The 26,293-nt window shown below is 47.3% G+C and carries 24 protein-coding genes; all 24 read left to right on the top strand.

Translation table 11 applies throughout. The features are described 5' to 3' along the window. Positions 1–68 precede the first annotated feature (68 nt). The 24 genes from M3629_RS13890 (at position 69) to rpoD (ending at position 26,173) form a co-directional block, all read left to right on the top strand. Positions 69–1,253, top strand: coding sequence for an exonuclease SbcCD subunit D (locus tag M3629_RS13890; protein WP_251507232.1), 1,185 nt, complete (start codon positions 69–71; stop codon positions 1,251–1,253). Continuing rightward, positions 1,250–4,669 carry an SbcC/MukB-like Walker B domain-containing protein gene (locus M3629_RS13885; RefSeq protein WP_251507230.1) on the top strand — a complete coding sequence of 1,140 codons (3,420 nt, stop codon included), beginning with the start codon at positions 1,250–1,252 and terminating at the stop codon, positions 4,667–4,669. The genes M3629_RS13890 and M3629_RS13885 overlap by 4 nt, the downstream gene beginning before the upstream one ends. A 323-nt stretch (positions 4,670–4,992) precedes the next feature. After that, complete coding sequence (locus M3629_RS13880; RefSeq protein WP_154888029.1) at positions 4,993–5,337, top strand: hypothetical protein; 345 nt, start codon at positions 4,993–4,995, stop codon at positions 5,335–5,337. Positions 5,338–5,558: 221 nt separating this feature from the next. Next, a complete protein-coding gene (locus M3629_RS13875; protein ID WP_145332134.1) occupies positions 5,559–5,918 on the top strand; it encodes a histidine triad nucleotide-binding protein in 360 nt (119 codons plus the stop codon). A gap of 179 nt (positions 5,919–6,097) precedes the next feature. Then, complete coding sequence (gene rpsU / locus M3629_RS13870; protein ID WP_005547957.1) at positions 6,098–6,271, top strand: 30S ribosomal protein S21; 174 nt, start codon at positions 6,098–6,100, stop codon at positions 6,269–6,271. A gap of 15 nt (positions 6,272–6,286) precedes the next feature. Then, positions 6,287–6,730, top strand: a complete 444-nt coding sequence (locus tag M3629_RS13865) for a GatB/YqeY domain-containing protein (RefSeq protein ID WP_090914751.1) — start codon at positions 6,287–6,289, stop codon at positions 6,728–6,730. Positions 6,731–7,139: 409 nt separating this feature from the next. Next, the gene (locus M3629_RS13860) at positions 7,140–8,465 is read left to right on the top strand and encodes an NfeD family protein (protein WP_251507454.1); all 1,326 of its coding nucleotides are present in this window, start codon (positions 7,140–7,142) and stop codon (positions 8,463–8,465) included. A 163-nt stretch (positions 8,466–8,628) separates the two neighbouring features. After that, a complete protein-coding gene (gene floA, locus M3629_RS13855) occupies positions 8,629–9,636 on the top strand; it encodes a flotillin-like protein FloA (protein WP_251507227.1) in 1,008 nt (335 codons plus the stop codon). A 13-nt stretch (positions 9,637–9,649) separates the two neighbouring features. Further along, the gene (locus M3629_RS13850; RefSeq protein ID WP_251507224.1) at positions 9,650–10,255 is read left to right on the top strand and encodes a hypothetical protein; all 606 of its coding nucleotides are present in this window, start codon (positions 9,650–9,652) and stop codon (positions 10,253–10,255) included. A gap of 188 nt (positions 10,256–10,443) precedes the next feature. Next, positions 10,444–10,737 (top strand): sporulation protein YqfC, encoded by a 294-nt coding sequence (gene yqfC / locus M3629_RS13845; RefSeq protein ID WP_251507221.1) that lies wholly within the window; start codon positions 10,444–10,446, stop codon positions 10,735–10,737. Continuing rightward, on the top strand, positions 10,734–11,927 hold the full coding sequence (yqfD, locus tag M3629_RS13840) for a sporulation protein YqfD (protein ID WP_251507218.1): 1,194 nt from the start codon (positions 10,734–10,736) through the stop codon (positions 11,925–11,927). The genes yqfC and yqfD overlap by 4 nt, the downstream gene beginning before the upstream one ends. A 6-nt stretch (positions 11,928–11,933) precedes the next feature. Then, positions 11,934–12,905, top strand: coding sequence for a PhoH family protein (locus M3629_RS13835; protein WP_251507215.1), 972 nt, complete (start codon positions 11,934–11,936; stop codon positions 12,903–12,905). Positions 12,906–12,921: 16 nt separating this feature from the next. Continuing rightward, a complete protein-coding gene (locus M3629_RS13830; RefSeq protein ID WP_251507212.1) occupies positions 12,922–15,171 on the top strand; it encodes an HD family phosphohydrolase in 2,250 nt (749 codons plus the stop codon). A gap of 33 nt (positions 15,172–15,204) precedes the next feature. Beyond that, entirely contained in the window at positions 15,205–15,702 is a 498-nt protein-coding gene (gene ybeY / locus M3629_RS13825) for an rRNA maturation RNase YbeY (RefSeq protein WP_251507209.1), read from the top strand. Next, positions 15,702–16,079, top strand: coding sequence for a diacylglycerol kinase family protein (locus M3629_RS13820; RefSeq protein WP_251507206.1), 378 nt, complete (start codon positions 15,702–15,704; stop codon positions 16,077–16,079). Before ybeY ends, M3629_RS13820 begins: the two co-directional genes overlap by 1 nt. Positions 16,080–16,652: 573 nt before the next feature. Next, positions 16,653–17,066, top strand: a complete 414-nt coding sequence (locus tag M3629_RS13815) for a cytidine deaminase (protein ID WP_251507203.1) — start codon at positions 16,653–16,655, stop codon at positions 17,064–17,066. Between the two features lie 36 nt (positions 17,067–17,102). Beyond that, complete coding sequence (gene era / locus M3629_RS13810; protein ID WP_111271879.1) at positions 17,103–18,002, top strand: GTPase Era; 900 nt, start codon at positions 17,103–17,105, stop codon at positions 18,000–18,002. 124 nt (positions 18,003–18,126) lie between these two features. Continuing rightward, the gene (locus M3629_RS13805) at positions 18,127–18,267 is read left to right on the top strand and encodes a YqzL family protein (RefSeq protein WP_090914728.1); all 141 of its coding nucleotides are present in this window, start codon (positions 18,127–18,129) and stop codon (positions 18,265–18,267) included. A gap of 33 nt (positions 18,268–18,300) precedes the next feature. Next, positions 18,301–19,053 (top strand): DNA repair protein RecO, encoded by a 753-nt coding sequence (recO, locus tag M3629_RS13800; protein ID WP_251507200.1) that lies wholly within the window; start codon positions 18,301–18,303, stop codon positions 19,051–19,053. Between the two features lie 416 nt (positions 19,054–19,469). Next, positions 19,470–20,357, top strand: a complete 888-nt coding sequence (gene glyQ, locus M3629_RS13795) for a glycine--tRNA ligase subunit alpha (RefSeq protein ID WP_090914724.1) — start codon at positions 19,470–19,472, stop codon at positions 20,355–20,357. Then, complete coding sequence (glyS, locus tag M3629_RS13790) at positions 20,350–22,425, top strand: glycine--tRNA ligase subunit beta (protein WP_251507197.1); 2,076 nt, start codon at positions 20,350–20,352, stop codon at positions 22,423–22,425. The genes glyQ and glyS overlap by 8 nt, the downstream gene beginning before the upstream one ends. A gap of 227 nt (positions 22,426–22,652) precedes the next feature. Beyond that, positions 22,653–23,120 carry a YaiI/YqxD family protein gene (locus tag M3629_RS13785; RefSeq protein ID WP_435368224.1) on the top strand — a complete coding sequence of 156 codons (468 nt, stop codon included), beginning with the start codon at positions 22,653–22,655 and terminating at the stop codon, positions 23,118–23,120. A 47-nt stretch (positions 23,121–23,167) separates the two neighbouring features. Then, a complete protein-coding gene (gene dnaG, locus M3629_RS13780) occupies positions 23,168–24,988 on the top strand; it encodes a DNA primase (RefSeq protein ID WP_251507191.1) in 1,821 nt (606 codons plus the stop codon). A gap of 45 nt (positions 24,989–25,033) precedes the next feature. Then, a complete protein-coding gene (gene rpoD, locus M3629_RS13775) occupies positions 25,034–26,173 on the top strand; it encodes an RNA polymerase sigma factor RpoD (protein WP_251507188.1) in 1,140 nt (379 codons plus the stop codon). The last annotated feature ends 120 nt before the right edge of the window (positions 26,174–26,293 follow it).

Genomic DNA, 26,293 nt, shown 5'->3' with positions numbered 1-26,293 from the left:
CTTGTTCAATGAGCGACGGGCGAGAGATGGAATGATAGAAGATGTAGTGGAAAGAGGTGGAACGGACGATGCGTATCTTGCATACGGGAGACTGGCATCTGGGGAAAACACTGGAGGGACGAAGCCGGCTTCGTGAACAGGAGGATTTCGTCGATGAACTCGTCAAACTAGCCGACGATCAGCAGGCTGATGCCATTTTGATGGCTGGAGATGTGTACGATTCGGTAAATCCGCCTGCGTCGGCGGAACAGCTGTTTTATGAGGCGGCAGCACGTTTGACTGAAAATGGCAGGCCACTTGTTGTCATTGCAGGCAACCACGATCAACCCGAACGTGTAGCCTCGGTAACTCCGCTTGTGAACAGACAGGGAATTACGTTAGTAGGTACACCGGTGTCAGAGGTTGTGACTATTCATACCCGTCGAACCGGGGAGACAGCACATATTGCGGCTTTGCCCTATCCTTCGGAAGCGAGATTAAATGAGCTGTTAACCACAGATGGTGACGAAAACGTACTACGTCAAGCATACAGCCGCAGAGTAGGGATGTTAATGCAACGTTTGGCTTCTTCCTTTCGTCCCGATACAGTGAATCTCGCTATGAGTCATATTTATGTATTAGGCGGAGTAGAGAGCGATTCTGAACGGCCTATTCAGGTGGGGGGAGCGTACACTGTAGATCCTTCTTCCCTGTCTACGGGGGCTCAATACACGGCACTGGGACATCTCCATCGTGCGCAAGCCGTCAAAGGAGACGGCTTGATCCGATATAGTGGTTCTCCCCTGGCATATAGCTTCTCGGAAGCAGGGCAGAGCAAATCCGTTACGATGGTGGACCTTACGCCAGGTGGAGCTGCACAAGTGGAAGAAGTGTTGCTGACCTCAGGCAATCCACTCGTTCGTTGGAAGGCGAGAGGTGGTTTGGCCGAAGTGTACCGTTGGCTGGACGAGGGACGTGACTCACAGGCATACATTGATATGGAGGTCTGGTTGGAGGATGCGATGTCGCTAAAAGAAATCCAGCAGTTGCGTAAAGCGCATGAAGGCATTATCCATATTCGTCCGGTATATCCGGAGATGGAGGCCGCGGGATTCATGGAACAGCGTTCAGAACTGCCCGTGCATGAGCTTTTTCGCAAGTTTTATCAGCGTCAAACGGGTGGAGCTCTACCGGAAGATAGCCTAGTACAGTTGTTCCTGGAGCTAGTGGATGAAGATGAGCCGGGCGTGCGTGAGGAGGTCGAAGGCCGATGAGACCGATTTTATTGAAAGTCGCCGGGCTGCAAAGTTATCGTGAGATGCAGGAGATTGATTTTACGGTACTGACCGAAACAGGTTTGTTTGGTATTTTCGGGCCTACGGGCAGCGGAAAATCTTCGTTGCTTGATGCGATCACCCTTGCCATGTATGGCAAAGTGGAACGGGCAGTCAATGGTACACAGGGCATTATGAACCATGCTGAAGATTCTCTATCGGTTGCTTTTACATTTGAGCTTGCTTCGGCAGCGGGAACTCGTAGATTTCGGGTCGAGCGGCGTTTTAAGCGTAACAATGAAGTGTCCGTTAGTAATACGGTCAGCAAGTTTATTGAAACGATTGATGGGGAAGATCAAGTGCTTGCTGATAAGCTGGCAGAAGTCAATCGGTGCGTTGAAGACGTCATTGGTCTGAAAATGGATGATTTTACGAGAGCCGTAGTATTACCGCAAGGCAAATTTGCCGAGTTCCTTTCCCTGAAAGGCAGTGAGCGGAGGCAGATGCTTCAGCGGCTCTTTCATCTAGAGAAGTATGGAGATCAACTCGCGATTAAATTAAGTCGGCGGGTCAAGGATAATGATATGGCTCATCAATCCCTTGCTGCGGAGCAGCAGGGACTTGGCAATGCCAGTAAAGAAATGCTTGAAGAAACAAAACATTTGCTTAAGGCAGCGGTTCAGCACGCCGAATCCTCACGGAAAGAGCTGGATTCAGCCGTGAAGGAAGCAGAACAATTCGGCTGGATTCGTGAGCTGAGTAAGGAACAACAAGTGCGATTGCAAGAACAGCAACAACTCCATGCCAAGGCGGAACAGATTGAAGCCGATGAGGAGCGTTTGAAACGGTCGGGAGCAGCGGAGAAGATGCTACCTGCGCTTCAGTCAGCTCGGGACGCGTCAGAAGCCCACAAGCAGCGACAGTTGGAGGCAGAAACTGCTGGAAAACAGGCAGCGGAGCATGAACGTTTGGCTGTGCAGGAAGCTGAAAAGGCAGAAGAGGCAAGGCAACAGCTTGGAGCAGAAGAACCCAAACTGCTCCTGCGTCTGGATCAATTGGAACAGGCCAAAGAGCTGCAACGGGAACGTGATGTTTTGCAGGCGGATTGTTCACGGCTTGCACAGTTAATGGAGAAAGGGCAGGCCGAACAGGCAACGCTGAGACAACAGCTGGATAAAGAGCAGGAACTGCAAATGCGTGGACGCAAACGGCGTGAGGAATTGCAGGAGAGTCTCAAACCGAATGAAGTGAAGTCTGATGAGCGCAGACGGCTACAAACAGCACTTGAGCTGAAACATCGGATCGATACAGCATTCGAGCAGGTGAAACAGCATAACGCGGACATGCAGACCTATCAAAAGTCTGCAGAACAAGGGGCTGCCAAACTGGAGGCGGCGGCTGCGGAAGAGGGACGCCTGACCGAACAGCGCCAGCAATTGGTGGAACAGGCGTCAGCAGGTCTTGAGGCCTTGCTTGCCTGTGAGCAGGATATTAACAGTGAACAGCGCTTGCTGGGCCGTGCGGAGGAGCAACTACGCCGTTCGATGCGTGAGCAGGAGATGCACCGGCTGTCCGCTGCCTTGCGCGCCGAATTGCGGGACGGCGAGCCATGCCCGGTGTGCGGATCCGCACACCACCCTCTCCCGGCTGCGCCGCCGGGAGAAGGTCCGCACGCAGACGATGCGGACCTGGAACTGCTACGCAGCCTGCATGCGGAGCTGCAGGAGCTGCGCTTTGGGCTGCGCCAGCAGCTGCACGAACGTCGCAGCCTGCTGACGCAGCTTGGCGCCGCGGCCGGCGATGCCACGGCCGCAGCCGAGGCCGCGCCTGCGGCAGCGGAGCCCGAGCCTGCCGGATCGCCCGAGGATGGGCGATCTCCGGCGGGCTGGGCAGCGCGTGCCGCTGGGCTGCGCGAGGCCGCGCAGGCGCTGGCTGCCGCAGCAGCGCCGCTGCAGAGCGAAGCCGCCGCGTTGCAGCAGGCGGCTTCAGGCGCGCAGCAGCGCCGCATGGAAGCGGCAGCTGCGCAAGAGGCCGGCCGTGCCGGGCTCGCCCAGGCAGAGCGCAAGCTGGCCGAGAGCGAAGCCGCGGCGGCTGCATTGCAGGGCCGCTGGGCCGCGGAACTGCCTGACATCGCACAGGAGGAGGCCGCAGGCCTCTATCAAGCGATGCAGGAGCGCGATGCACGCGCCGAAGACATCAAGGAACGTCTAGCCAAAAGCGTGACGTTCCTTGAGGAGAAAGAGCAGCTTGTCCAGTCATTGCAGCAGAAGCTGGTGGAACTCGACAAGCAGCTGATCCAGTGGCAGACCGAATGGCAAGGCGGCAGCAAACAACTGGCCGAGAAAGAAGAGCGTTTGCGCCAGTGGGTAGGAGAGCAACGGGTAGAAGATCTGATCCGCGAGACACAGGCTCGCCTGGATGGACTGCGCAAGACTGCTGAGCTAGCTGCACAGCGATTCAAACAAGCGGATGCACAAAAGCAGGAATCGGTGAAACGTGACGTAATGGCTGGGCAGGCCGCCGCATCAGCTGCAGAACATCTGGAACTGGCACAGGAGCGCTGGCGGCTGCTCTTGGAGCAATCCGCGTTCGAGACAGATATCGCTGTCACTCAGGCGGCGCTGGCTGCCGAGGAAGCAGAACGGCTACAGAAAGAAATTCAGCATCATCGTGAACGAGAACGTGAACTTGCTTCTCAGTTACGTGAACTGGAGCGGAAACTGGATGGTGCGGTTGTGACCGAGGAACAGTGGATCGCTTGCACAGAACGTTTGAAACAGGCCAGATATGAGGATGAAACGGCCTTGCAAGTGAAAGCACGTGCCGAAAGGGATCTGGAGGATGTACAGCAACGTCATGTTCGCTGGACGGAGCTGGAGACGAAACGGCTGGAGATCAGTCACCAGGGCGAGTTGCTTAGCAAGTTGCAGACCGCGTTCCGGGGGAATACATTTGTGGAGTACATTGCCGAAGAGCAGTTGATGCAGGTAAGTCATGCGGCTTCCCAGCGTCTGCGCTTCCTTACCAAGCAGAGGTATTCCCTTGAAGTGGATTCGGGCGGCGGCTTTGTGATCTGTGACGATGCCAACGGTGGTGTGAAACGTCCGGTATCAACCTTGTCTGGTGGAGAAACGTTCCTGACCTCGTTGTCGCTGGCGCTGGCACTATCCGCCCAGATTCAGTTGCGTGGGCAGTATCCGCTACAATTTTTCTTCCTGGATGAAGGGTTCGGCACATTGGACCCGGAACTGCTGGATACGGTCATTACTTCACTGGAAAAATTGCATGACGATCGATTGGCTGTGGGCATCATCAGTCACGTTCCTGAACTGCGTGCGCGTTTGCAACGCAAACTGGTCGTGATTCCGGCTGGTGATGCGGGGACAGGCTCCAGGGTTGTAATGGAAAACTTATGAGTCCAGGAAGTTAATAAATAATTCATTTGTAAAAATAATTCTTTTTTTGATATCTCACGATAACAAGTGAGTTTCATCACAGATACAGGTTCAACCTGCTGTTATACTACAGCTAAGCCGACAAACTTGTTTTAAGCCCCCCGACGGACATCTGTTCAGGAAGCTTCCTGTATAGATGTCCGCGTAGCCGGACTTCTTCGGAAGGCCGCTCACGAGGGGCTTCTTTTTCATTCTTTTTCAAATCGTCTTTAACACAGTGTCAATCCGCCCAGAGTTGAATAGGATGAAGGGTGAAGAAGAGCTGAACTGGGAGGCGATTAGGCATGGATAAAAGTACGGCAAAGAAACTGTGTAAGGATCATATCCATCGTTATGTATGTATTCAGATGAATGATGGTTCACATTATGATGGTATTGTAGAGAACGTGGATGATGAGATGATTTATTTGGCTGTTCCGGTTGGCAATGAAGTCATGGCAGGCCATGCAAACGGAGCTCCAAATATGATGCCGATGGTTCAGTATCCGGCGACACCTGCTCGTGGATTTTATCCTGGATACGGGTACCCTGCTCCTTACCCTTATTATGGATATGGCCGCAGACGCTTCAACAGGCTGGTTCTGCCTTTATTTGCCCTGACGGCGTTAACCTTACTGCCGTACTATTAAAATGGTTTAAATTCCTTTTTAATCCGTATCAAAGAAATCATAATACAATCACGGTCATACCTCGGCAATGGGATACCCCTGCCTTCAGGTGTGGCTTTTTCTTTTACAGATGATTACAGAGAGGAAAGAAGTTATCTGCCAGGCATTGGACGTACGATTTTACTTTTAGTATGATATAGGAGTATACATAATTCGAACTCATAGGAAGGAGGGATTGTACGATGGATTGCTTATTTTGCAAAATTGTAGAGGGCACCATTCCCTCCAACAAAGTACTGGAAAACGATCATGTAGTCGTATTTCACGATATTCATCCTGCGGCACCGACCCATGTGTTGATTGTTCCGAAGAAACATATCGCTTCCATGAATGATGTAACCGCAGAGGATCTGCCCTTGATCGGAGAAATCCATATGGCTGCACAGGAGGCTGCCAATCGGCTCGGCGTGCAACAATCGGGATACCGCCTGATTAACAATTGTGGCCAAGATGGCGAGCAGACAGTGCACCATTTGCACTACCATTTGCTGGGCGGAACCAGACTTGGGGCGCTCACAAGTTTGTCTGATTCACACCAATAAGATCACGATATGATGCACTCAGGTTGCAATATTGTTTTTGCACTTGATAAATTGCTGTAGCTCAGCTAATATTAAGGGATCACGTTAAGGTTGACACTTTTATTGCCTTTCGCCTATAATGAAAGATGATGAACCGTGTTATTGCTCTTGGACGGTCTGGTCGGAGGGAGGGAAAACTGGTGTCTGAAACTAAAGTTCGCAAAAACGAGACTATTGATGCTGCACTTCGCCGTTTTAAACGTTCCATCGCTAAAGATGGCGTCTTGGCTGAGGTGAAGAAACGTAAGCATTATGAGAAGCCAAGCGTAAAGCGCAAGAAAAAGTCCGAGGCTGCTCGTAAGAGAAAGTTTTAGGAGGATTTTAACTACATGAATCTTAGCGAACGATTGAACGAAGATATGAAGCAAGCGATGAAGAGTAAGGACAAGTTCAGACTCTCCACCATTCGGTTGATTCGTTCGACGATCAAGAATCTTGAAATAGATTTGAAAAGAGATTTGGATGACAACGAAGTGCTTGATATCCTGAGTCGTGAAATCAAACAGCGCAAAGATGCCCTCCAAGAATTTGGCAAAGCAGGTCGCGAAGAACTCGCGGCAAATGCCGAAGCGGAAATTGAAATACTTATCCAGTATCTTCCTGCACAGCTTACCGAAGAAGAAATTAAAGTTATTGTACAGCAGACCATCCAGGAAACCGGTGCTTCTTCGAAAGCCGAGATGGGGAAAGTGATGGCGGCCCTTATGCCGAAAGTCAAAGGCAAAGCGGACGGCAAACTGGTTAATCAAGCAGTTCAACAATTTCTGCAATAAAGCAAATTCAATAAACACCTCCTGACGTGTCAGGGGGTGTTTTTTCATATTTATGCTATTCCATTACCTATTTATCTATATCTGAAACCGCGGAATAGCTCTTTTGAGAGCGATGTCCGCGAATAAGTCGGGCACATGGTAGTCGTCTAAGATTTAACAGAGATTACTTATCTGGATTATCTTGCTAAATTGTCATTTGAATGCCTGTGGAAAATTAAAAAATATTGGTTATAAAACATGATTTTGGATATATATCTTGCATTTTCCGGAGTATTCAAATATAATTTTAAGTTTTTGAAACGTAATGTTGCATTGTACGTAATAAATACCATAAGCTGGACAGTATAACATTATTGGAAAAGGGGGGACTAATGTGAGGGGAAAGCGCCGGAAGAAGCTTACGGGGTCAATGATGCTCTTGATGCTGCTGACGCTTTTACTTCCTGTCTGGATTGGGATACCGTCAGCACATGCAGCTGAGAAAAGCGGCGCCGTATACGTAATTCCGGTGGATAAACCAATCGAGCAGGGATTAGGCAAATTCATGGAGCGCGGGTTCAAAGAAGCAGAAAAAATGAATGCAGGCTTGATCGTTCTTGATATCAACACGCCGGGAGGCCGTGTGGATACAGCAGAAGCGCTGGGTACAATGATTAAAGATGCTCCTATTGAAACGTTGGCGTTTGTCCGGGGTGATGCTGCATCCGCAGGAAGTTTTCTTGCGCTGAATGCGGATAAGATCGTAATGTCACCAGGCAGCATGATTGGCGCTGCGGCCATGGTAGACAGTACAGGCAAACATGTTGACGATCCCAAGCTGGTTGCATTCTGGAAGAGCAAAATGCAAGGAGCTGCAGAGAAGAGTGGCCGTGATGGCGAGATCGCAGCTGGCATGACTGACGTCAATATGGTGGTAGAGATGCCTGAGATCAATAAAACCAAACAAAAAGGTGAAATTATTGCTCTCTCCGCTGAGGAAGCGCTGAAAGTGGGTTATGCAGACCATATCAGCAACACACCTGAGGAAGCAGCAGCATGGCTTGGATATAGTCAAGGAGATGTGTTCAAATTGGAACGCACTGCCGCAGAGAATATATCTACCTTTTTGACCAATCCAATTGTGATGACCATACTGCTGTTCCTTGGTATTGCCGGGGTCATCATTGAACTGATTGTGCCTGGATTTGGAGTTCCAGGAATTGTAGGGATTGTATGTTTTGTTCTTTATTTCTCTGGCAATTATATTGCGGGGTTTGCCGGAGCAGAAACATGGGTATTATTTACGGTCGGGCTGATTATGATGATTCTGGAGATGTTTATTCCCAGCATGGGGATTCTCGGTATTCTCGGTTCAATCGCACTGGTGGCGGGTGTTGTTCGTGCAGCGTACGACACAAGTGATGCGTTTATCTCTCTTGGGATTGCTTTTGGAGCCGCACTTGTCGTTGTAGCGATTATCGCTGTTGTGTTCAAAGACAGAGGCATATGGAACCGGTTTATACTAAGTGACCGTTTATCTGCCGATCAAGGATATTCCTCTGCTACGGAGCGTAAGGAATTGATCGGAATGCAGGGAATCAGCCTTACACCACTTCGTCCATCAGGAACAGCGATGATTGATGGTGAGCGAATTGATGTGGTCACAGATGGTGGATTTATTCCTGTAGATACGCCAATTATCGTGATCAAAGCAGAAGGAACCCGGATCGTTGTTCAACAGGCTCTACCGGTGTAATTCTGTGGTTGCCGGAGTGATGACATCTCTTCGGCGGCCTACATAACCATGTTGCCAAGCTGCGAGCAACGTGGTGAAGTGATGTTTCAGCAGCGGATTAATCAGCGTCAGTTCTGATGCTCTCTTTTACAAAAAACATATTGCAAACGGAGGAATTTAATCTATGGATCCAATGATCACGATTTTGCTCATCGCGGTGCTGGCTATTATCGTACTGAGCGTATTTTTCAGCTTTTTCCCGGTTATGCTCTGGATCTCGGCTATTGCATCCGGCGTACGTGTTGGCATCATTACACTGGTAGCGATGAGATTGAGACGTGTAACACCAAGCCGGATCGTTAACCCGTTGATCAAAGCAACAAAAGCGGGTCTTCAATTAACCATGAATCAGTTGGAAAGCCACTTCCTCGCTGGGGGTAATGTTGACCGTGTTGTTAATGCGCTTATTGCTGCGCAACGTGCCAATATTCCACTCGAATTCGAACGTGCTGCAGCGATTGATCTGGCAGGCCGCGACGTATTACAAGCTGTTCAAATGAGTGTTAACCCTCGTGTTATTGAAACTCCGGTAGTATCTGCTGTCGCAAAAGATGGTATTGAAGTTAACGTAAGAGCGAGAATTACAGTACGAGCGAACATTGATCGCCTCGTTGGTGGTGCTGGAGAAGAAACCATTATTGCGCGTGTAGGTGAAGGTATCGTAAGTACAAACGGTTCATCAAACTCTCATAAAGAGGTTCTCGAAAATCCGGATCTTATTTCACGGACCGTTTTATCTAAAGGACTAGATTCTGGAACAGCGTTTGAAATCTTGTCTATTGATATCGCGGACGTAGACGTAGGTAAAAACATTGGTGCCTTCTTGCAAACAGAGCAAGCTGAAGCAGATAAACGGATTGCACAGGCAAAAGCGGAAGAACGTCGTGCGATGGCTGTAGCGCAAGAGCAAGAGATGAAAGCACGGGTTGTTGAGATGAGAGCACGTGTTGTTGAATCTGAATCCCAAGTACCTCTTGCAATGGCTGAAGCGCTCCGCAACGGTAAAATTGGTGTCATGGATTACATGAATCTGAAAAACATTGAAGCCGATACTCAAATGCGCAGCACATTGGGAAAACCAGCTGAAGGTTCGAATTCCAGCGATCAAGGTGATTCCAAAAACGGAAGATAGGCGGTGAGTGCATATGAGCCTATTCGAATGGGTATTTAACAATCTATATGTTGTAGCAGTTATTGCCTTTGCCCTTTTTTCAGTCCTTGGAAAGCTTGGGAAGTCTGCAAACCCCAATCAGAAGCGTCCCGGTAACGGAATGCCGACATTTGGCGGGGGAGAAGACGCGAATCGGCGTTCAGGAAATGCTGCTCCACAGCAGTCGTCTGCATCGGATGACCGTCGTTATGAAGAGCAGTATGATCAGCGCTATGACGAGGAACGTTATGACGACCAAAGGTATGACGAAAGGTATGATCCGTCGCGAACAGAGCCTGCTACGTCATCTCGTCAAGCGTCTGGTGACATGGGTGAGCACGCTTTGGAAAATATGCGGAGCTCGGTAGATGAGCAGATGAGATTGATGGAAGAGCAGCAACGTGCGGTACAGAAAAGATTGAATCGAATTTCGTCAGCAAGTGCTCCAGTTGTATCAAGTTCAAGTCTGGAAGATACAGATAATATAAATACAGGTACATCCCGTATCCGACCGGAAGATATCCGAACAGGGGTGTTATGGGCAGAGGTACTCGGTCCTCCCCGTTCGAAGCAACCTTTCGGTACAAGAGGTAAGCTGTAGACGGGCTAACTCATGCAAATATGGAAGAAGAAACGAAGCCTTTTCTGGGGAGTATAAAGCCTCCAGAAAAGGCTTTTTTCGTATGCCTGTATTTTCAGCAAAATATGTACGGAACCGCTCACCAATTCTTCATAATTTCCTGAATTTGCGCATAAGTTGAACTGTAGAGGAAGGGGGAAGACCTTCGAATGACCCGGATCAGCCGCAAGCTGCGCAGATGGACCAGTGAGGTGCTGGATCTGCCGCAGGATGTGCTTTATGATATGCCACGGTTAACCCTGATCGGCAGTAAGCAACTGTATATAGAGAACCATCGCGGTGTCGTGCATTTCACGCCGGATCGCATCGTACTGGCTCTGTCACAAGGTCAATTGGAGATCAAAGGTAGCGCTTTGGTCATACGTAACATTTTGCCGGATGAAGTAGCTATCGAAGGCACAATTCTGGATATTCATATGAATGGAGTGGAGGGGAACGGATGAAGCAGCCTAGTCTGTATAAATTGCGGGGAGCCGTGCGGATCAAAGTGACAGGCGGAGATATCGAGACATTAATTAATACGATAACGGAGCAGAGACTGAGTGTATGGGATCTACGTGCACAGGACGGACGCCAGGCGGAGATGAGCATTTTGCTTCCGCATTTTTTCAGACTGCGTCCTATTGTAAAAGGGACAGGCTGCAGAGTGAAAATTACGCACCGTAGCGGTTTTCCTTTTTTTCTGGCTCGACTGTTTCGCAGAAAGTTCTTTGTAGGGGGCATGCTGTTCTTTGTAGCGGCGCTATTCGCGCTATCTTCCATGATCTGGAATGTAGAAGTGAAAGGAAATGTAACCATTCCGACAGATGAAGTGCTGGCAGCCGCTAAAAAAGAAGGCATCTACCCCTTTCAATGGGGGTTCCGAATGAAAAGCCAGGACAAGCTCTCCAGACAGCTGGCGCTGGCACTGCCTGATGTGACCTGGATTGGCGTAACGAAAGAGGGAACAAGGGTTACGATTCAGGTTGTTGAGTCAGCACAACCTAAGCGCGAGCCTCTACTGAATCCAAGGCATCTCATCAGTAAATCCGATGCGGTGGTTACTCAAATCTATGCTGAACAGGGACGCCCCGTAGTACAGAAAAACACGCGTGTAAAGAAAGGACAAGTGCTGATCTCGGGCATCCTGGGTGATGAGGAAAATACAAAAACGATTGTTGCCAAAGGCGAAGTCCGAGGCATGGTCTGGCGGGAATATGATATCCAGGTTCCCCTGATTCAGAAATATCAGACGATGACTGGGGAAAGTAAAGAACGATTTTACGTGGTGCTTGGAGATTGGGCGATTCAACTATGGGGCTACGGAAAAACGCCCTTCAGTTCATATGACACGGATACGTATCACAAACCGCTGACCTGGCGTTCATTCACTTTGCCGATGGGATGGATGACAGAGAAGGATATGGAAACGAATTTCCATCAGGAAGAGCAAGGTGTGGATTGGGCTAAAACGAAGGGATTGGAAGGGGCAAGAAATGATATTTTAGCCAAAAACGGTAAAGGCACAAAAATTTTAAGTGAAAAAATTTTGCATGAGAAGAAAGAGAATGGTAAAGTTTATATGAAAGTATTATTTGAAGTGGAAGAAAGCATCGCGGAAGAACTTCCGTTAGTCCATAGTCAAGGAGAATGAGGATATTTGTCAGAGCAAACACGCAGTATACAAATCTCGCTCCAAAGTGCGGGAGAGGGGCAATCTCTGTTTGGACCCCAAGATATTTTTCTGAAACTGATTGAATCCGAGATTCCAGCCCAGATCGCTTCACGCGAAGCAGAGATTAATATCTTTGGTACTGTGCAACAGGTGGAATCACTTGAACAACTATTTGATGTATTACTGCAATTGATTCGCAATGGGTATGTGTTGACTGAAAGAGATGTCCAATATGCGATAGAGCTTGCTAAAGATTTGCGTGCGGATCAGCTGCTGGATCTGTTTAAAGGTGAAATTACGACGACATACCGTGGTAAACCAATTCGTGTAAAAACGATTGGACAGAAACACTACGTAACCACGATTAAAAAACGGGATATTGTATTCGGGATTGGTCCTGCCGGAACCGGTAAAACGTATCTGGCTGTTGTGCTGGCTGTAGCCGCTCTCAAAGAGGGTAGTGCCAAACGCATTGTGCTTACACGGCCTGCGGTTGAAGCGGGCGAAAGTCTGGGTTTCCTGCCAGGGGATCTGCAGGAGAAAGTAGATCCGTACCTAAGACCTCTGTATGACGCTCTATACGACGTTATGGGACAAGAACAGACGGCTAAGGCTCTAGAACGCGGATTAATTGAAATCGCTCCCTTGGCCTATATGCGTGGGCGTACGCTCGATGATTCCTTTATCATTCTGGATGAGGCACAGAACACAACGCCTGAACAGATGAAAATGTTTTTAACCCGTCTTGGGTTTGGTTCCAAGATGGTCATCACCGGAGATGTGACACAGATTGATTTACCGCGTGGCAAAAAATCAGGACTTGTGGAAGCGAGTACGATCCTGAGTGAAGTTCAGGAAATTGGATTCGTGCATTTCGCCGAACAGGATGTCGTGCGTCACTCCCTCGTCCAGAAAATCATTGTGGCTTACAACCACGCCGCAGAAAATCAAGCATAGAAAGGGATTGTCTAAAGTGACCTCGAAAGAAATGTCAAAAGGCAAATCTTTTCAAAATAGAGCGACAGGATGGAAGTATAGCGTGTGGGCGCGCTATCTTCTCTTTTTGTTTTTAGTGATCCTCTTTTACGTGAGTCTTTCTTCCAAATTGTTACCTGAGCGCTACGACATTCAGGAAGGCACTCGCAGTGAAGTAGACATTGCTGCGCCAATGCAGATTCCGAATAACAAGGCTACACTGAAAGCACAGGAAGAAGCGGCTGAACGTGTGCAGCCGATATATCAGATCGTGCAGATGCGTAATGAAAACCTGATGACAACGCTACTGGATCGCATTGACCGCTTGAATCAGGACGACCAGATCTCAAGCCAGGATAAGATTGATATTTATCGGGATGAGATTCCGCAGCGTCAAAAAGACTTTGTGTCTAACTATATCAATAACAATCGGAAAACAGGTACATACTCCGACACGTTGCTGGAAGAGATTCGAAACGTCGTGCAGGAACAGAGTTACCGTATTCCTGAAGAAACGTATATCAAAATCTCACGTCTGACTTCGGATGATATTCAGGAAATGAAACCTGTTGCGCGAGACATTGTAGCGAGATTGATGACAGATCAGGTTAGTGAAGCTACAACTGCACGGGCGAAAGTGGCAGAGATGGTCAGTGCAAGTTCGCTTAGCAAACGTACGCAACGTGAAGTGGTACAGGAGCTTACACGATTGGTGGTAACGGCTAACCGTTTCTATGATGAAGAGGGTACCAAGGAAGCAAAGGTCCGAGCTCGTGAGAATACACCGACGGTGTTTATCAAGCAAGGTGACACGCTTGTATCTAAAGGGGAGATCATTACCCCGGAAATGTATGCACTGCTTAATGAGAACGATTTGCTGAAAAATGAAGTCAACTACTGGCCGCAGCTGGGATTGCTTTTGTTCTCCTGTATGCTGTCGGCAGCGATTTTAATGTTTATTCAGCAAGGCAGCGGAACGCATTTCAAATATAATAACGCCCAACTGCTTATGCTTGTTCTCATCTTTATTATTTCGATTGTTGTCATGCATGTGACAGCTTTAATTCAGACCAATGAACGTCCATTTATTGGTTTTCTGGCACCGGTGGCTGTCGGAGCGATGCTGATTGCGCTGCTCCTGGATACATCGCTTGCATTTGTGTGTTCGATTCTTATCGGCATACTGTCCAGTATTATTCTGAATACACACCAGGGTCAGCTTTTTGACTTTGAACTTGGCTTCTTTGCAGTTGTCGTTTCGTTTGTGGCCATTTTTGCAACGCACCGAGCAAGTCAGCGGTCAACCATCTTAAAAGGGGCTATCATGGTCTGTCTGTTCGGATCTTTAGCTGTTTTTACACTGGCTTTAATCGATACAGGGGATTGGAACAGAACAACAACCCTTTATGGCATTGGATATGCCTTTGCAGGCGGGATATTGACAGCTATTCTGGTTATCGGGCTGATGCCTTTTTTTGAAACGTCGTTTGGCATTTTATCGGCACTTAAACTGGTCGAGCTCTCGAATCCAAATCATCCATTGCTTCGTAAGCTGCTTACAGAGACACCGGGTACGTATCATCATAGCGTTATGGTTGGCAATCTGTCCGAAGCGGCTGCCGAGGCTATAGGTGCCAATGGATTGCTCTGTCGCGTAGGGTCGTATTATCATGATATCGGGAAGACCAAGCGGCCTATCTATTTTATCGAGAACCAAAACAATATGGAGAATCCGCATGATTCGATTGATCCCAAACTAAGTAAGTCCATTATCGTTGCGCATGCGCGGGATGGCGTTGAGATGCAGAAGGACTATAAGCTACCGAAGCCGATACGGGATATTGCCGAACAACATCATGGTACTACATTCCTCCATTACTTCTACCACAAGGCGCTGCGTCAGGCGGAAGAAGCGGGGATTGAACCGGATTTCACGGAAGAAGATTTTCGTTATCCGGGACCGAAAGCACAATCGAAGGAGTCTGCTATTGTAGGGATTGCCGACAGTGTCGAAGCTGCCGTTCGCTCGTTACGCAAGCCAACGGTGGAACAGGTAGAGTCTATGATTGAAAAAATTATCAAAGGTCGCCTGGATGATCATCAGTTTAACGATTGTGACCTTACGATGCGTGAGCTGGATATCGTGGCCAAAACATTAAAGGAAACGGTCATGGGCATTTTCCACTCCAGAATCGAGTATCCGGAAGAGATCAAGAAACCTAAACCGACGGCACCTGAAGCCGGTTAATCAATATTACGAGCAGACAGGAGTTATAAAAGAATGAGTCTTAACCTCGCATGGAATAATGAGCAACAGGATAAAGAAATTACAGAACCGATGATCGCGATGCTGGAGAAATTGTTGACTCTCGCAGGTGAAGCTGAGGGAATCACGGAAGGAGAAGTCGCGCTCACGTTTGTTGACGATGAGCAGATTCACGAACTGAACCGTGATTATCGTGGGATCGACCGTCCTACAGACGTATTGTCTTTTGCGATGAACGAATCGGTGGATGAAGAGCTCGACATTATCTACGAGCTTGATGAGGACGAGGAAATGGAAGAAATGCCAGATGTCCTTGGAGACATCATTATTTCTGTTCCGCGGACGATATTGCAGAGTGAAGAGTATGGACACTCTTTTGAGCGTGAGCTTGGATTCCTATTTGTTCACGGTTTCTTGCATCTGCTTGGTTATGATCATCAGGATGAAGCAAGTGAGGCGGAGATGATGGGCAAACAGGAAGCTGTTCTTGCTCAAGCCGGGTTGACACGATAATGAGAAGGCGCTCCTGGGGTCTTGTATTTCTCAACGCTCTGGAAGGCATTGCATACGGCTTGCGTACGCAGCGGAATGTTAGAGTTCACACGGGAGTAGCTATTTTGATGTGTGCAGCCGGATTCTTTTTCCACATCTCCAGAACGGACTGGATGTTATTGCTGACAGCTGTATTTATGGTGCTGGTCACTGAATTGATGAACACAGCCGTAGAAGCCGCTGTTGATTTGGCCCAGCCTGATATTCATCCGCTCGCAAAAGCGGCAAAAGACACCGCGGCTGGAGCAGTTTTACTGGCTGCGGTGTTCGCTGTCATCATAGGATGTATTGTTTTCCTAAAACCAGTCCTTGCCTGTCTGAGAATGTTATTGGGATAACAGCGATCGGAAGGTTATTCTGTCATCGGAGTGCCCTAGTGTAATCAAAGGTTCTAAGGTTTTATTATCCTAATTCTAATTGCACACCACCAATAAAGTGTGCCTCTGTTTTTAAGTTGGTTTCCTAGAGATTACACGATAAGGGAGAGGACAGAAAAAACCTGAAGAAGCGAAGCGCTCGCCTTTATCATCGGATTTTCACTTTGGGAAAAGTGATCGAAAAAATCCAGGGATAACAGCGATCGGAAGGTTATTCTGTCATCGGAGTGCCCAGTGTAATCCAAAGGTTCCAATGTTCTAAATGCATACCACCAATAAAGTGTGCCTCTGTTTTTAAGTTGGTTTCCCAGAGATTACACGATAACGGAGAGGACAGAAAAAACCTGAAGAAGCGAAGCGTTCGCCTTTATCATCGGATTTTCACTTTGGAAAAAGTGATTGAAGAAATCCGGGGATAACAGCGATCGGAAGGTTATTCTGTCATCGGAGTGCCCCAGTGTAATCCCCAAAGCTTCGAATCAACTTAACTCAAAGAGCACACCTTTATACACACCCTAAGGGAGAGAAAAATTAATGGATAATGGCTTGTTAATGCAGGAAGCGATAAAGGCACGTACAAAAGCGTACACGCCATATTCCCATTTTGGGGTAGGCGCAGCATTGCTGGATAGCGAAGGACATGTGCATCATGGGTGCAATATTGAAAATGCGGCGTACACACCGGGTAACTGTGCTGAGCGTACCGCGATGTTCAGTGCTATTGCCGGAGGGCACAAGCCGCGCAGTTTCAAAGCGATGGCCATCGTTGGGGATACCGAAGGACCAATTGCTCCATGCGGTGTATGTCGCCAAGTAATGTTTGAATTGTGTGAGCCAGATATGAAAGTCATTCTGGGTAATTTGAAAGGCGACTTGTTAGAAACAACAGTTGCTGAATTGCTGCCATGGGCGTTTGGGCCCTCAGACTTAAACTCTGCCAACAAATAAATAAAATTCCAGGCCTAGGCGCCTGAGGAGGAACATATGAAAAAACAAGCATTCAAATCCGGATTCGTTGCAATTATCGGACGTCCTAACGTAGGTAAATCCACTTTGATGAATCAGGTGATAGGTCAGAAAATTGCTATTATGTCGGACAAACCGCAAACCACGCGTAACAAAATTCACGGCGTGTATACATCCGAGGAACAACAAATCGTTTTCCTGGACACACCGGGAATTCACAAACGTCAATCCAAGCTCGGGGATTACATGAATGAAACAGCCTTGAATACACTTGGCGAGGTTGAAGCTGCCTTGTTCCTGATCGATGCCTCCGAAGGTATGGGAGGCGGAGATCGGTACATTGCGGAACAATTGAAAAGTGTGCGGACACCTGTCATTTTGGTCATGAATAAAATTGACAAAATTGCACCAGAGGCTTTGCTTCCCTTGATTGAGGAATATCGCAAACTGCATGATTTCGCGGAAATCGTGCCCGTATCTGCTATGCTTGGCAGCAATGTGAGCACGTTGCTTGAGCAGATCGGTAAGTATTTGCCAGAAGGGCCGCAGTATTACCCGGACGATCAAGTAACGGATCACCCTGAGCAATTTGTCTGTGCAGAGCTGATTCGTGAGAAAATTTTGCAAATGACACGCGAAGAAGTGCCTCACTCCATCGCCGTGACGATTGAAGATATGAAAGTTCAGGATAACGGTGTCGTTTATATATCAGCGGTCATCTTTGTAGAACGTGATTCACAAAAGGGAATCATTATCGGCAAGCAAGGGGCGTTGCTCAAAGAAGTAGGTAAGCGGGCTCGTCAAGATATCCAAAATCTTCTGGGCTCCAGAATTTTCATGGATCTGTGGGTTAAAGTGAAAAAAGACTGGAGAAATCAGGATCGCGTTCTGCGTGACCTTGGTTTCGGCCGAGAGTAGTTTTACGAAATGTGATCTCGGGGCAAAATGTTTATCCATTAATTGCAACACATAGTTTTCCTTGCAGGACTCCATCCTATCGGGTATAACCAGACATCATTTCCGAAGAGAGGATGAATTTCCGATGCGGGATTTTTCATGGAAGGTATTTTCAATGACAGGGGATGTAGAATCCTATTTGTTATATACCGAGACGTGTAACTCGTCAGGACAGGAGTCAGATACTGCAAGGGAAGTGAGTGAAGATGAAGAAGCTAAAGAATAAAAAGCTGATTCAGGAATGGTTAGGTGACGAGGCATGTTATACAGAGTGGAAGGCATTGTCATCCGCAGCATGGACTATGGTGAGGGAAATAAGATTGTAACGCTTTGCACTGAAAGTGGCGGAAAAGCAGGTGTACTCGTTCGGGGTGCCAAAAAGCCCAAAAGTCGGCATGCTGCACTAGTGCAGCCCTTTACTTATGGTCAATACGTTTATTTTCGCAACACCGGTCTCGGTACACTGAATGCTGGAGAAATTATCGAATCCAATCATGAGCTCAGGGAAGATTTGGTGAAGGCTGCCTATGCTTCTTATGGATGTGAACTGCTCGATCGAGTGCTTCAGGATGAAGAGACGGGAGCGTTTTGGTTCAAGCAATTAAAGGCTTGTTTGCAGGCTTTGAAAGAAGATAAAGATCCGTTGGTCATCATAAGTCTGTACGAGATGAAAATATTACAGGCAGCTGGTTACGGACCACAGCTGGATGAATGCATCTCGTGCAACCAAGAGCGCCCGGATGAGCAATTATTTATTAGTCCCAGACTTGGCGGTGTCTTATGTAGGGCATGTAAACATTTTGACCCACCAGCGATGTCCGTTAGTCCAAAGACTTTAAAGTTGCTGCGCTTGTTTGTGCAACTGGACCTGCAACGCTTAGGAAATATCTCTGTAAGTGACTCTACTCGTGATGAAATTAAAAAGATCATGCGAGCTTTCATGGATCACCAGTTGGGTCTGCATCTCAAATCCCGTTCTTTCCTGGATCAAATGGAAAAGTACGGGATTTGAACTGTGTTCAAACTTTAAAAAAATTATTGACTTCATCTTTCAGATTATATATTATGAAATATAAATTCTCTTTTTGGAGACATGCATTGAACGAGAAAGTAGGAAACTGGATTCAGAATATGATTGATATACGTATGAGCTGAGAGAATTAGCGCGTGCATCAATGATAAGCGAGTCAGGGACGGTGAGAGCCTGATTGAATCGGTTTGTGAACAAGGCACTCGGGAGCATGAAAAGACACGGAAAAGTGGGCCAGATTAGACGAGGAATTGTTTGATCTGGCCAAGTAGGGTGGAACCGCGGGAATAGCTCTCGTCCCTACGTCTGTACATCAGGCGTAGTGTGGCGAGGGCTATTTATTATTGCCCGTACACCTCCTATGCTTGTTAACAAACTACCCGAAAAGGAGCATGATTATGAATTTTCAGCAGATGATCTTGACGCTGCAACAATTCTGGGCCGAGCATAACTGTATTATCGTTCAGCCATATGACACGGAAAAAGGGGCAGGCACGATGAACCCGATGACCTTTTTACGTTCACTTGGACCAGAGCCTTGGAAAGTGGCTTATGTGGAACCTTCCCGCCGTCCGTCCGATGGACGTTATGGTGAGAACCCTAACCGGTTGTATCAGCATCACCAGTTCCAAGTCATTATCAAGCCTTCTCCGGATAATATCCAGGAAATCTATCTGGAAAGTTTGAATCGTCTGGGAATTGATCCGCTCAAGCACGATATCCGTTTTGTCGAAGACAACTGGGAGAACCCTTCGCTTGGTTGCGCGGGTCTTGGCTGGGAAGTATGGCTAGACGGAATGGAGATTACGCAATTTACGTATTTTCAGCAAGTCGGTGGAATCGAAACGAATCCAGTAGCAGTGGAAATTACGTATGGTATGGAGCGTCTTGCTTCCTACATACAGGAAAAAGAAAATGTATTTGATCTTGAATGGGTTGAAGGTATTGCCTATGGCGACGTATTCCGTCAACCTGAATATGAGCATTCCAAGTATACATTTGAAATTTCTGACGTGAAAATGCTATTTACCCTTTTTAATATGTACGAAGAAGAGGCAAATAAAGCGATGGCACAGCATCTGGTATTTCCGGCATACGACTATGTATTGAAGTGTTCCCATACGTTCAACTTGCTCGATGCGCGCGGCGCGATTAGTGTAACAGAACGGACAGGGTACATTACCCGTGTCCGCAACCTTGCTCGTCAAGTGGCGGCAACATATGTGGAAGAGCGTGAGAAGCTGGGCTTCCCGCTGATCAAGAAAGGGGGAGCCGAGAATGTCTAAAGATCTGCTGTTTGAAATTGGTCTGGAAGAAGTGCCTGCACGTTTTATGCGCGCAGCCATTGCACAACTTCAGGAACGTATTGTGAAATGGCTTGACTCATCGCGAATTGCCTATGGTGAAGTGCACGCTTACGCGACACCTCGTCGACTAGCCATTCTGATTCAGAATGTAGCCGACAAACAGGAAGATGTGGAGGAAGAGGTAAAAGGGCCTTCTCGCAAAATAGCGCTGGATGACAGTGGAAACTGGAGCAAAGCTGCACTCGGATTTGCGCGTAGTCAAGGTGTTGAGCCTGATCAGTTTACCTTCAAAGAACTGAACGGTGTTGAATACATTTATGCAACGAAAAGCAGCAAAGGTGTAGAGACATCATCCGTTATTGGCGAAGGTTTGTTATCCGTATTACACGCCATGACTTTCCCGAAATTTATGCGTTGGGCGTCCTATGATTTCAAATTTGTTCGTCCGATTCGCTGGATTGTTGCATTGTTTGGTACCGAAGTGGTTGATCTTGAAGTAACGGGCGTAAGAGCGGGTAATGTAACCCGTGGACATCGTTTCCTGGGCAATGAAGCTGTGGTACCCGAGCCTTCGGCATATGTGGATGTGCTTCGCACTCAGCATGTCATTGCGGATATTTCCGAACGTGAGCAGATGATTGTTTCCCAGATCGAAGCACTGGCTGCCGAGAAAAACTGGAATATTGCTATTAAAGAAGATTTGCTTGAAGAGGTACTGTTTCTTGTCGAAACGCCAACCGTATTGTTTGGTACATTTGACTCCGCATTCTTGAACATTCCGCAGGAAGTTTTGATTACCTCCATGCGTGAGCATCAACGTTACTTCCCTGTATTGAACCAGGAAGGTCAGTTGTTGCCTTACTTTGTTACGGTTCGTAATGGTGGCAGTGATTCCCTTGATGTTATCGCTAAAGGTAACGAGAAGGTGCTGCGTGCCCGTTTGTCGGATGCAAAATTCTTCTACGAGGAAGATCAAAAGTTGGAAATCAAAGATGCGCTGTCCAAGCTCGAAAGTATCGTTTTCCAAGAAGAACTTGGCACGGTAGGGGATAAAGTTCGCCGTATTCGTAAAATTGCTGATAGCCTGGCTACGAAATTGCAAGTATCCAGTGATGTGGCTGAATCGGTTAGCCGATCCGCAGATATCTGTAAATTCGATCTGGTTACGCTGATGGTTGGTGAATTCCCTGAATTGCAAGGTGTGATGGGTGAGGATTATGCTCGGAAAGCTGGGGAAAAAGAAGAAGTTGCTAAGGCTGTATTCGAGCATTACCAACCTCGTTTCGCTGGTGATCAATCTCCTGCATCTCTTGTGGGTGCGATTGTTAGTGCGGCAGATAAGATAGATACCATTGTAGGATGTTTCTCTATTAACATTATTCCTACAGGTTCTCAGGATCCGTACGCACTTCGCCGCCAGGCAGCAGGTATTGTACAAATTTTGCTGGATCATCAACTTCCACTGACCTTGTCTGATGTCTTCGGCGCAGCACTTGAAGTTCACGCTCAGATGAATCTGTTGAAACGTGCAGATGCAGAGGTGCGTAAAGATTTACAGGACTTCTTCGCATTGCGTGTGAAAAAATTGCTGTCGGAAACGGTTCGTTATGACGTTGTTGATGCAGTGATTGCTTCCGGATTCGATGATATTAGTGCAATCGTTCCTAAAGGTGAAGCGTTGATGAAAGCCGTGCTGGCAGCGGAAGAATTCAAAACAACGCTGGAATCGTTCAACCGTGTAGGAAACTTGGCTAGCAAAGCATCGAACGCTTCGGTACATCCTGAACTGTTTGTAGAAGATGGAGAGCGTCAGCTATTTGATGCTTGGAATCAAACGAACGAAACCTATCGCGATGCATTGTCCAAACATAACGCTTCAGAAGCTTTGGCTATTGCTTCAGCATGGAAGGAAGCCATCACGGTGTTCTTTGACTCTGTTATGGTCATGGCTGAAGATGAAGCGGTACGTGCGAATCGACTGGCTCTTCTTGCTGCCATAGATCAAGATTTGAAAGGCTTTGCTGATTTCTCCAAACTGGTTGGATAAGTACTGCAGTTCAATGATTATCTTTGTGCAATTCAGCAAAACATAAATACAGTATTAAAGAACGAAATATGAGGGTATAAATATACGGAACGGGTTGCTCAATGATTTGGACAACCGCTCCGTATTTTTAGCCTCTGTTTTTTCTCCATTAGACTCAGAAGGATTTTCAATGACTGAGGTCGTATATTACAATATGCAGATATTTTATGAAACCGGGTGGTATAGGTTTGAGTGAATTGAATATACGTCACATCGTTGTTGATGGAGATGCTTGCCCGGTCAAGACGGAGATCGCCAATACCGCACGTCTCTTTCAGGTTCCTGTATTGCTTGTTTCTTCCTTTGATCATTTGTTGCAGGGGGGAGAAGGAGCACGAACCGTGCAAGTGGATCGCAGTGATCAGAGCGCAGATCTGTACATTGCGAATCATATTAAGCCATATGATGTGGTTATTACGCAGGATTATGGACTCGCGGCGTTGGCTCTTGGCAAACGTTGTTATGTTTTATCGTTTAGAGGCCGAGAATTTAACGATCGAGATATTGATTTTATGCTCGATTCACGCCACACTGCGGCCAAAGCCAGGCGCAGAGGGCATTATGGAAAAGGCCCAAAACCCTTTACAGAGCAGGATCGAGAAATTTTTCAACATAAACTGACAAAACTTTTGAAAGATTTGCAGGAGAATGTGTAAGTTTATCGAATTATATTTACGTGTTAGAAGAGATGAAGGTGGCCGAGATGAGTACCGGACAAGGCGGAATACCCGAAAGTATTATTGAATCGGTATTGCAACAGCATGATATCGTCGATACGGTAAGCCGATTTGTGCATCTGACCAAGCAGGGGAAATATATGAAAGGCCTCTGCCCTTTTCATTCCGAGAAGACGCCTTCGTTCACCGTTACACCTGAGAAACAGATTTTCTATTGCTACGGTTGCGGCACGGGCGGAAATGCCATCAAATTTAGGATGGAAATCGAAGGGTTATCCTTTCCCGAGGCTGTCAAAACGATGGCAGAAGAAAGTCATATCTCCATGGGTGACTGGCAGGGTCGTGAATCTGCTCATGTAAATCCGGAGACAGCACGTCTGCTGGAAGCTTATGAGCTTACCTCGAAGCTGTATCATTTTCTGTTGAAAAATACAGAGCATGGCAAAGTGGCCATGGAATATTTACGCTCGCGAGGTATTGGTGACAAATTGATTGATCAGTTCCAGATTGGTTATGCGCCAAATCGTTGGGACACGCTCGTACAATTTCTGGAGAAGCGCACTTATCCACTCGATGAGATGGAACGAGGCGGACTTCTGTCAGAACGAAGTGAAGGTCACGGATATGTGGACAAGTTCAGAGATCGAATCATGTTTCCGATCCATGGTAGAAGTGGCAAGCCGATTGCATTTGCAGGGCGGATCTTGGGGGATGGACAGCCGAAATATTTGAACTCGCCAGAAACCAGGTTGTTCAACAAAGGCCGTGTTCTCTACAATCTGCACCAAGCTAAAAATGCAATACGGAAACAGAGACAGGTCATTTTGTTTGAAGGCTACGGTGATGTGATCTCCGCGTGGGATCAGGACGTTCAGAATGGTGTCGCAGCCATGGGAACGGCGCTTACGGAGAATCAGGCTTTAATGATCAAGGGCATGTGTGATGAGGTTATCCTCTGTTATGACGGCGACCGAGCCGGACAGGCTGCCGCAATGAAAAACTTCCCCATTTTGGAGGAGGCTGGATTGCAGGTTAAGGTGGCACTCATTCCTGAGGGACTTGATCCAGATGATTTTATTCGTAAGCACGGCGGTGAACGATTCCGTAACCAGATTGTTGATGGCGCCGTAACAACTACAAAATTTAAGCTTATAAACCTCAAGAAAAACCATATACTGCTAGAAGGCGGCGGACAAATCGCTTATTCCAAAGAAGCAGTGAAATTGATTGCTCCCTTGTCCTCACCAACAGAGCGTGAAGTGTATCTTCGTGAACTTGCTGCTGAAGTCGATGTTTCTTTCGAAACATTGAAGCAAGAATGTAACGAGGAACGGGAAGCGATGAAAAATAACGAGGATTATGGGGATAATAACTCGAAAAGGTGGAATAATGGTAGGCAACAAAATAGGCAGGTGCCTACACCCAATCTGTTGCCGGCATACCATGCTGCTGAGCGCAAACTGATTGCCTGGATGTTACAGGATGATGAAGCGGCTCAGTATGTAAATGAACATCTTGGCGAAGCTTTTAACTTGGATGATCATGCAGCAATTGCTGCTTATCTATATGCCTATTATGCACAGGGCAAACCGCCGGATACAAGTCGTTTTATGTCTTCGTTGCATGATGATCGTCTGGAAAAGACGGTCAGCTCAATCTCGATGATGGATGGCCCGGGTGAATGGAGCGTCCAAGTGCTCGATGATTGCATCAGGGAAGTGTTGAAGTATCCGCGCAAAAAACAGTACGATTTAAAAAAGGAAGAAATGATTGCTGCAGAGCGGGCAGGTGATTCTGTACGCGCGGCACAAATTGCACTTGAGATGATTGCCCTAGAGAGACAGTGAACGTCTGGATGACTTGGATGTTTCTAGGGAGGAGGGAGTCGAGTTATGGCGAATGATCAGCATACTGAACTAGAAACAGAATTGACACTGGATCAGGTTAAAGATCAATTGATTGAATCAGGTAAGAAAAGAGCTTCACTCAACTATAAGGAAATTATTGAGAAACTCTCTCCGTTTGAGCAGGATGCAGAGCAAATGGATGAGTTTTACGAACAACTCAGTGACCTCGGTATTGATGTTGTGAACGAAAATGATGAAGAGGTAACTCTTCGTCCCAACGATGATTCCGAAAATGGCGGCAGAGAGGGAGACGATGAGTTCCACTTTGATGATGATCTAAGCTTGCCACCGGGCATTAAAATTAATGATCCTGTACGGATGTACCTGAAGGAGATCGGACGTGTACCTTTGTTGTCAGCTGATGACGAGGTGCAACTCGCAAAACGGATCGAAAACGGGGATGAAGAAGCGAAGCGCCGTCTGGCTGAAGCCAACCTTCGTCTCGTTGTAAGTATTGCCAAACGTTATGTAGGACGCGGAATGCTGTTCCTTGATCTGATTCAGGAAGGCAACATGGGTCTGATTAAAGCGGTAGAGAAGTTTGACCATAAAAAGGGTTACAAGTTCAGTACGTACGCGACATGGTGGATTCGTCAGGCGATTACACGTGCAATCGCTGACCAAGCACGTACGATACGTATCCCTGTGCATATGGTAGAAACCATTAATAAGCTGATTCGGGTATCCCGTCAACTGTTGCAGGAACTTGGACGCGAACCGACTCCTGAAGAAATCGCTGCGGAGATGGATTTAAGCGTAGAAAAAGTGCGTGAGATTACAAAGATTGCTCAGGAACCGGTTTCCTTGGAAACACCAATTGGTGAAGAAGATGATTCCCATCTCGGTGATTTCATCGAGGATCAGGAAGCATTAGCTCCGGCAGATGCTGCTGCCTATGAGCTTTTGAAAGAGCAGCTTGAAGATGTTCTGGACACGTTGACGGAGCGTGAAGAAAATGTTCTTCGTCTGCGTTTTGGTCTGGATGATGGACGTACGAGAACACTTGAAGAAGTTGGTAAAGTTTTTGGTGTTACTCGTGAGCGTATTCGTCAGATTGAAGCCAAGGCTCTTCGTAAATTGCGTCACCCGAGTCGAAGCAAACGACTTAAGGATTTCCTCGAATAATTAAACTGTAGGAGACTTTCTGCGAGACGCTTTGGCGGCGGCGGGGTCTCCTTTCGTTTTAATTTGAACGGTTAGATTTCTTTCTTTTGGAAATTCATCCTTGAAATGTTTGATTGGATT

Origin of the sequence: Paenibacillus polysaccharolyticus, from assembly GCF_023714295.1 — a bacterium.
Classification (GTDB): Bacteria; Bacillota; Bacilli; order Paenibacillales; family Paenibacillaceae; genus Paenibacillus; species Paenibacillus polysaccharolyticus_A.
This window is presented reverse-complemented; position numbering and strand designations above follow the sequence as displayed.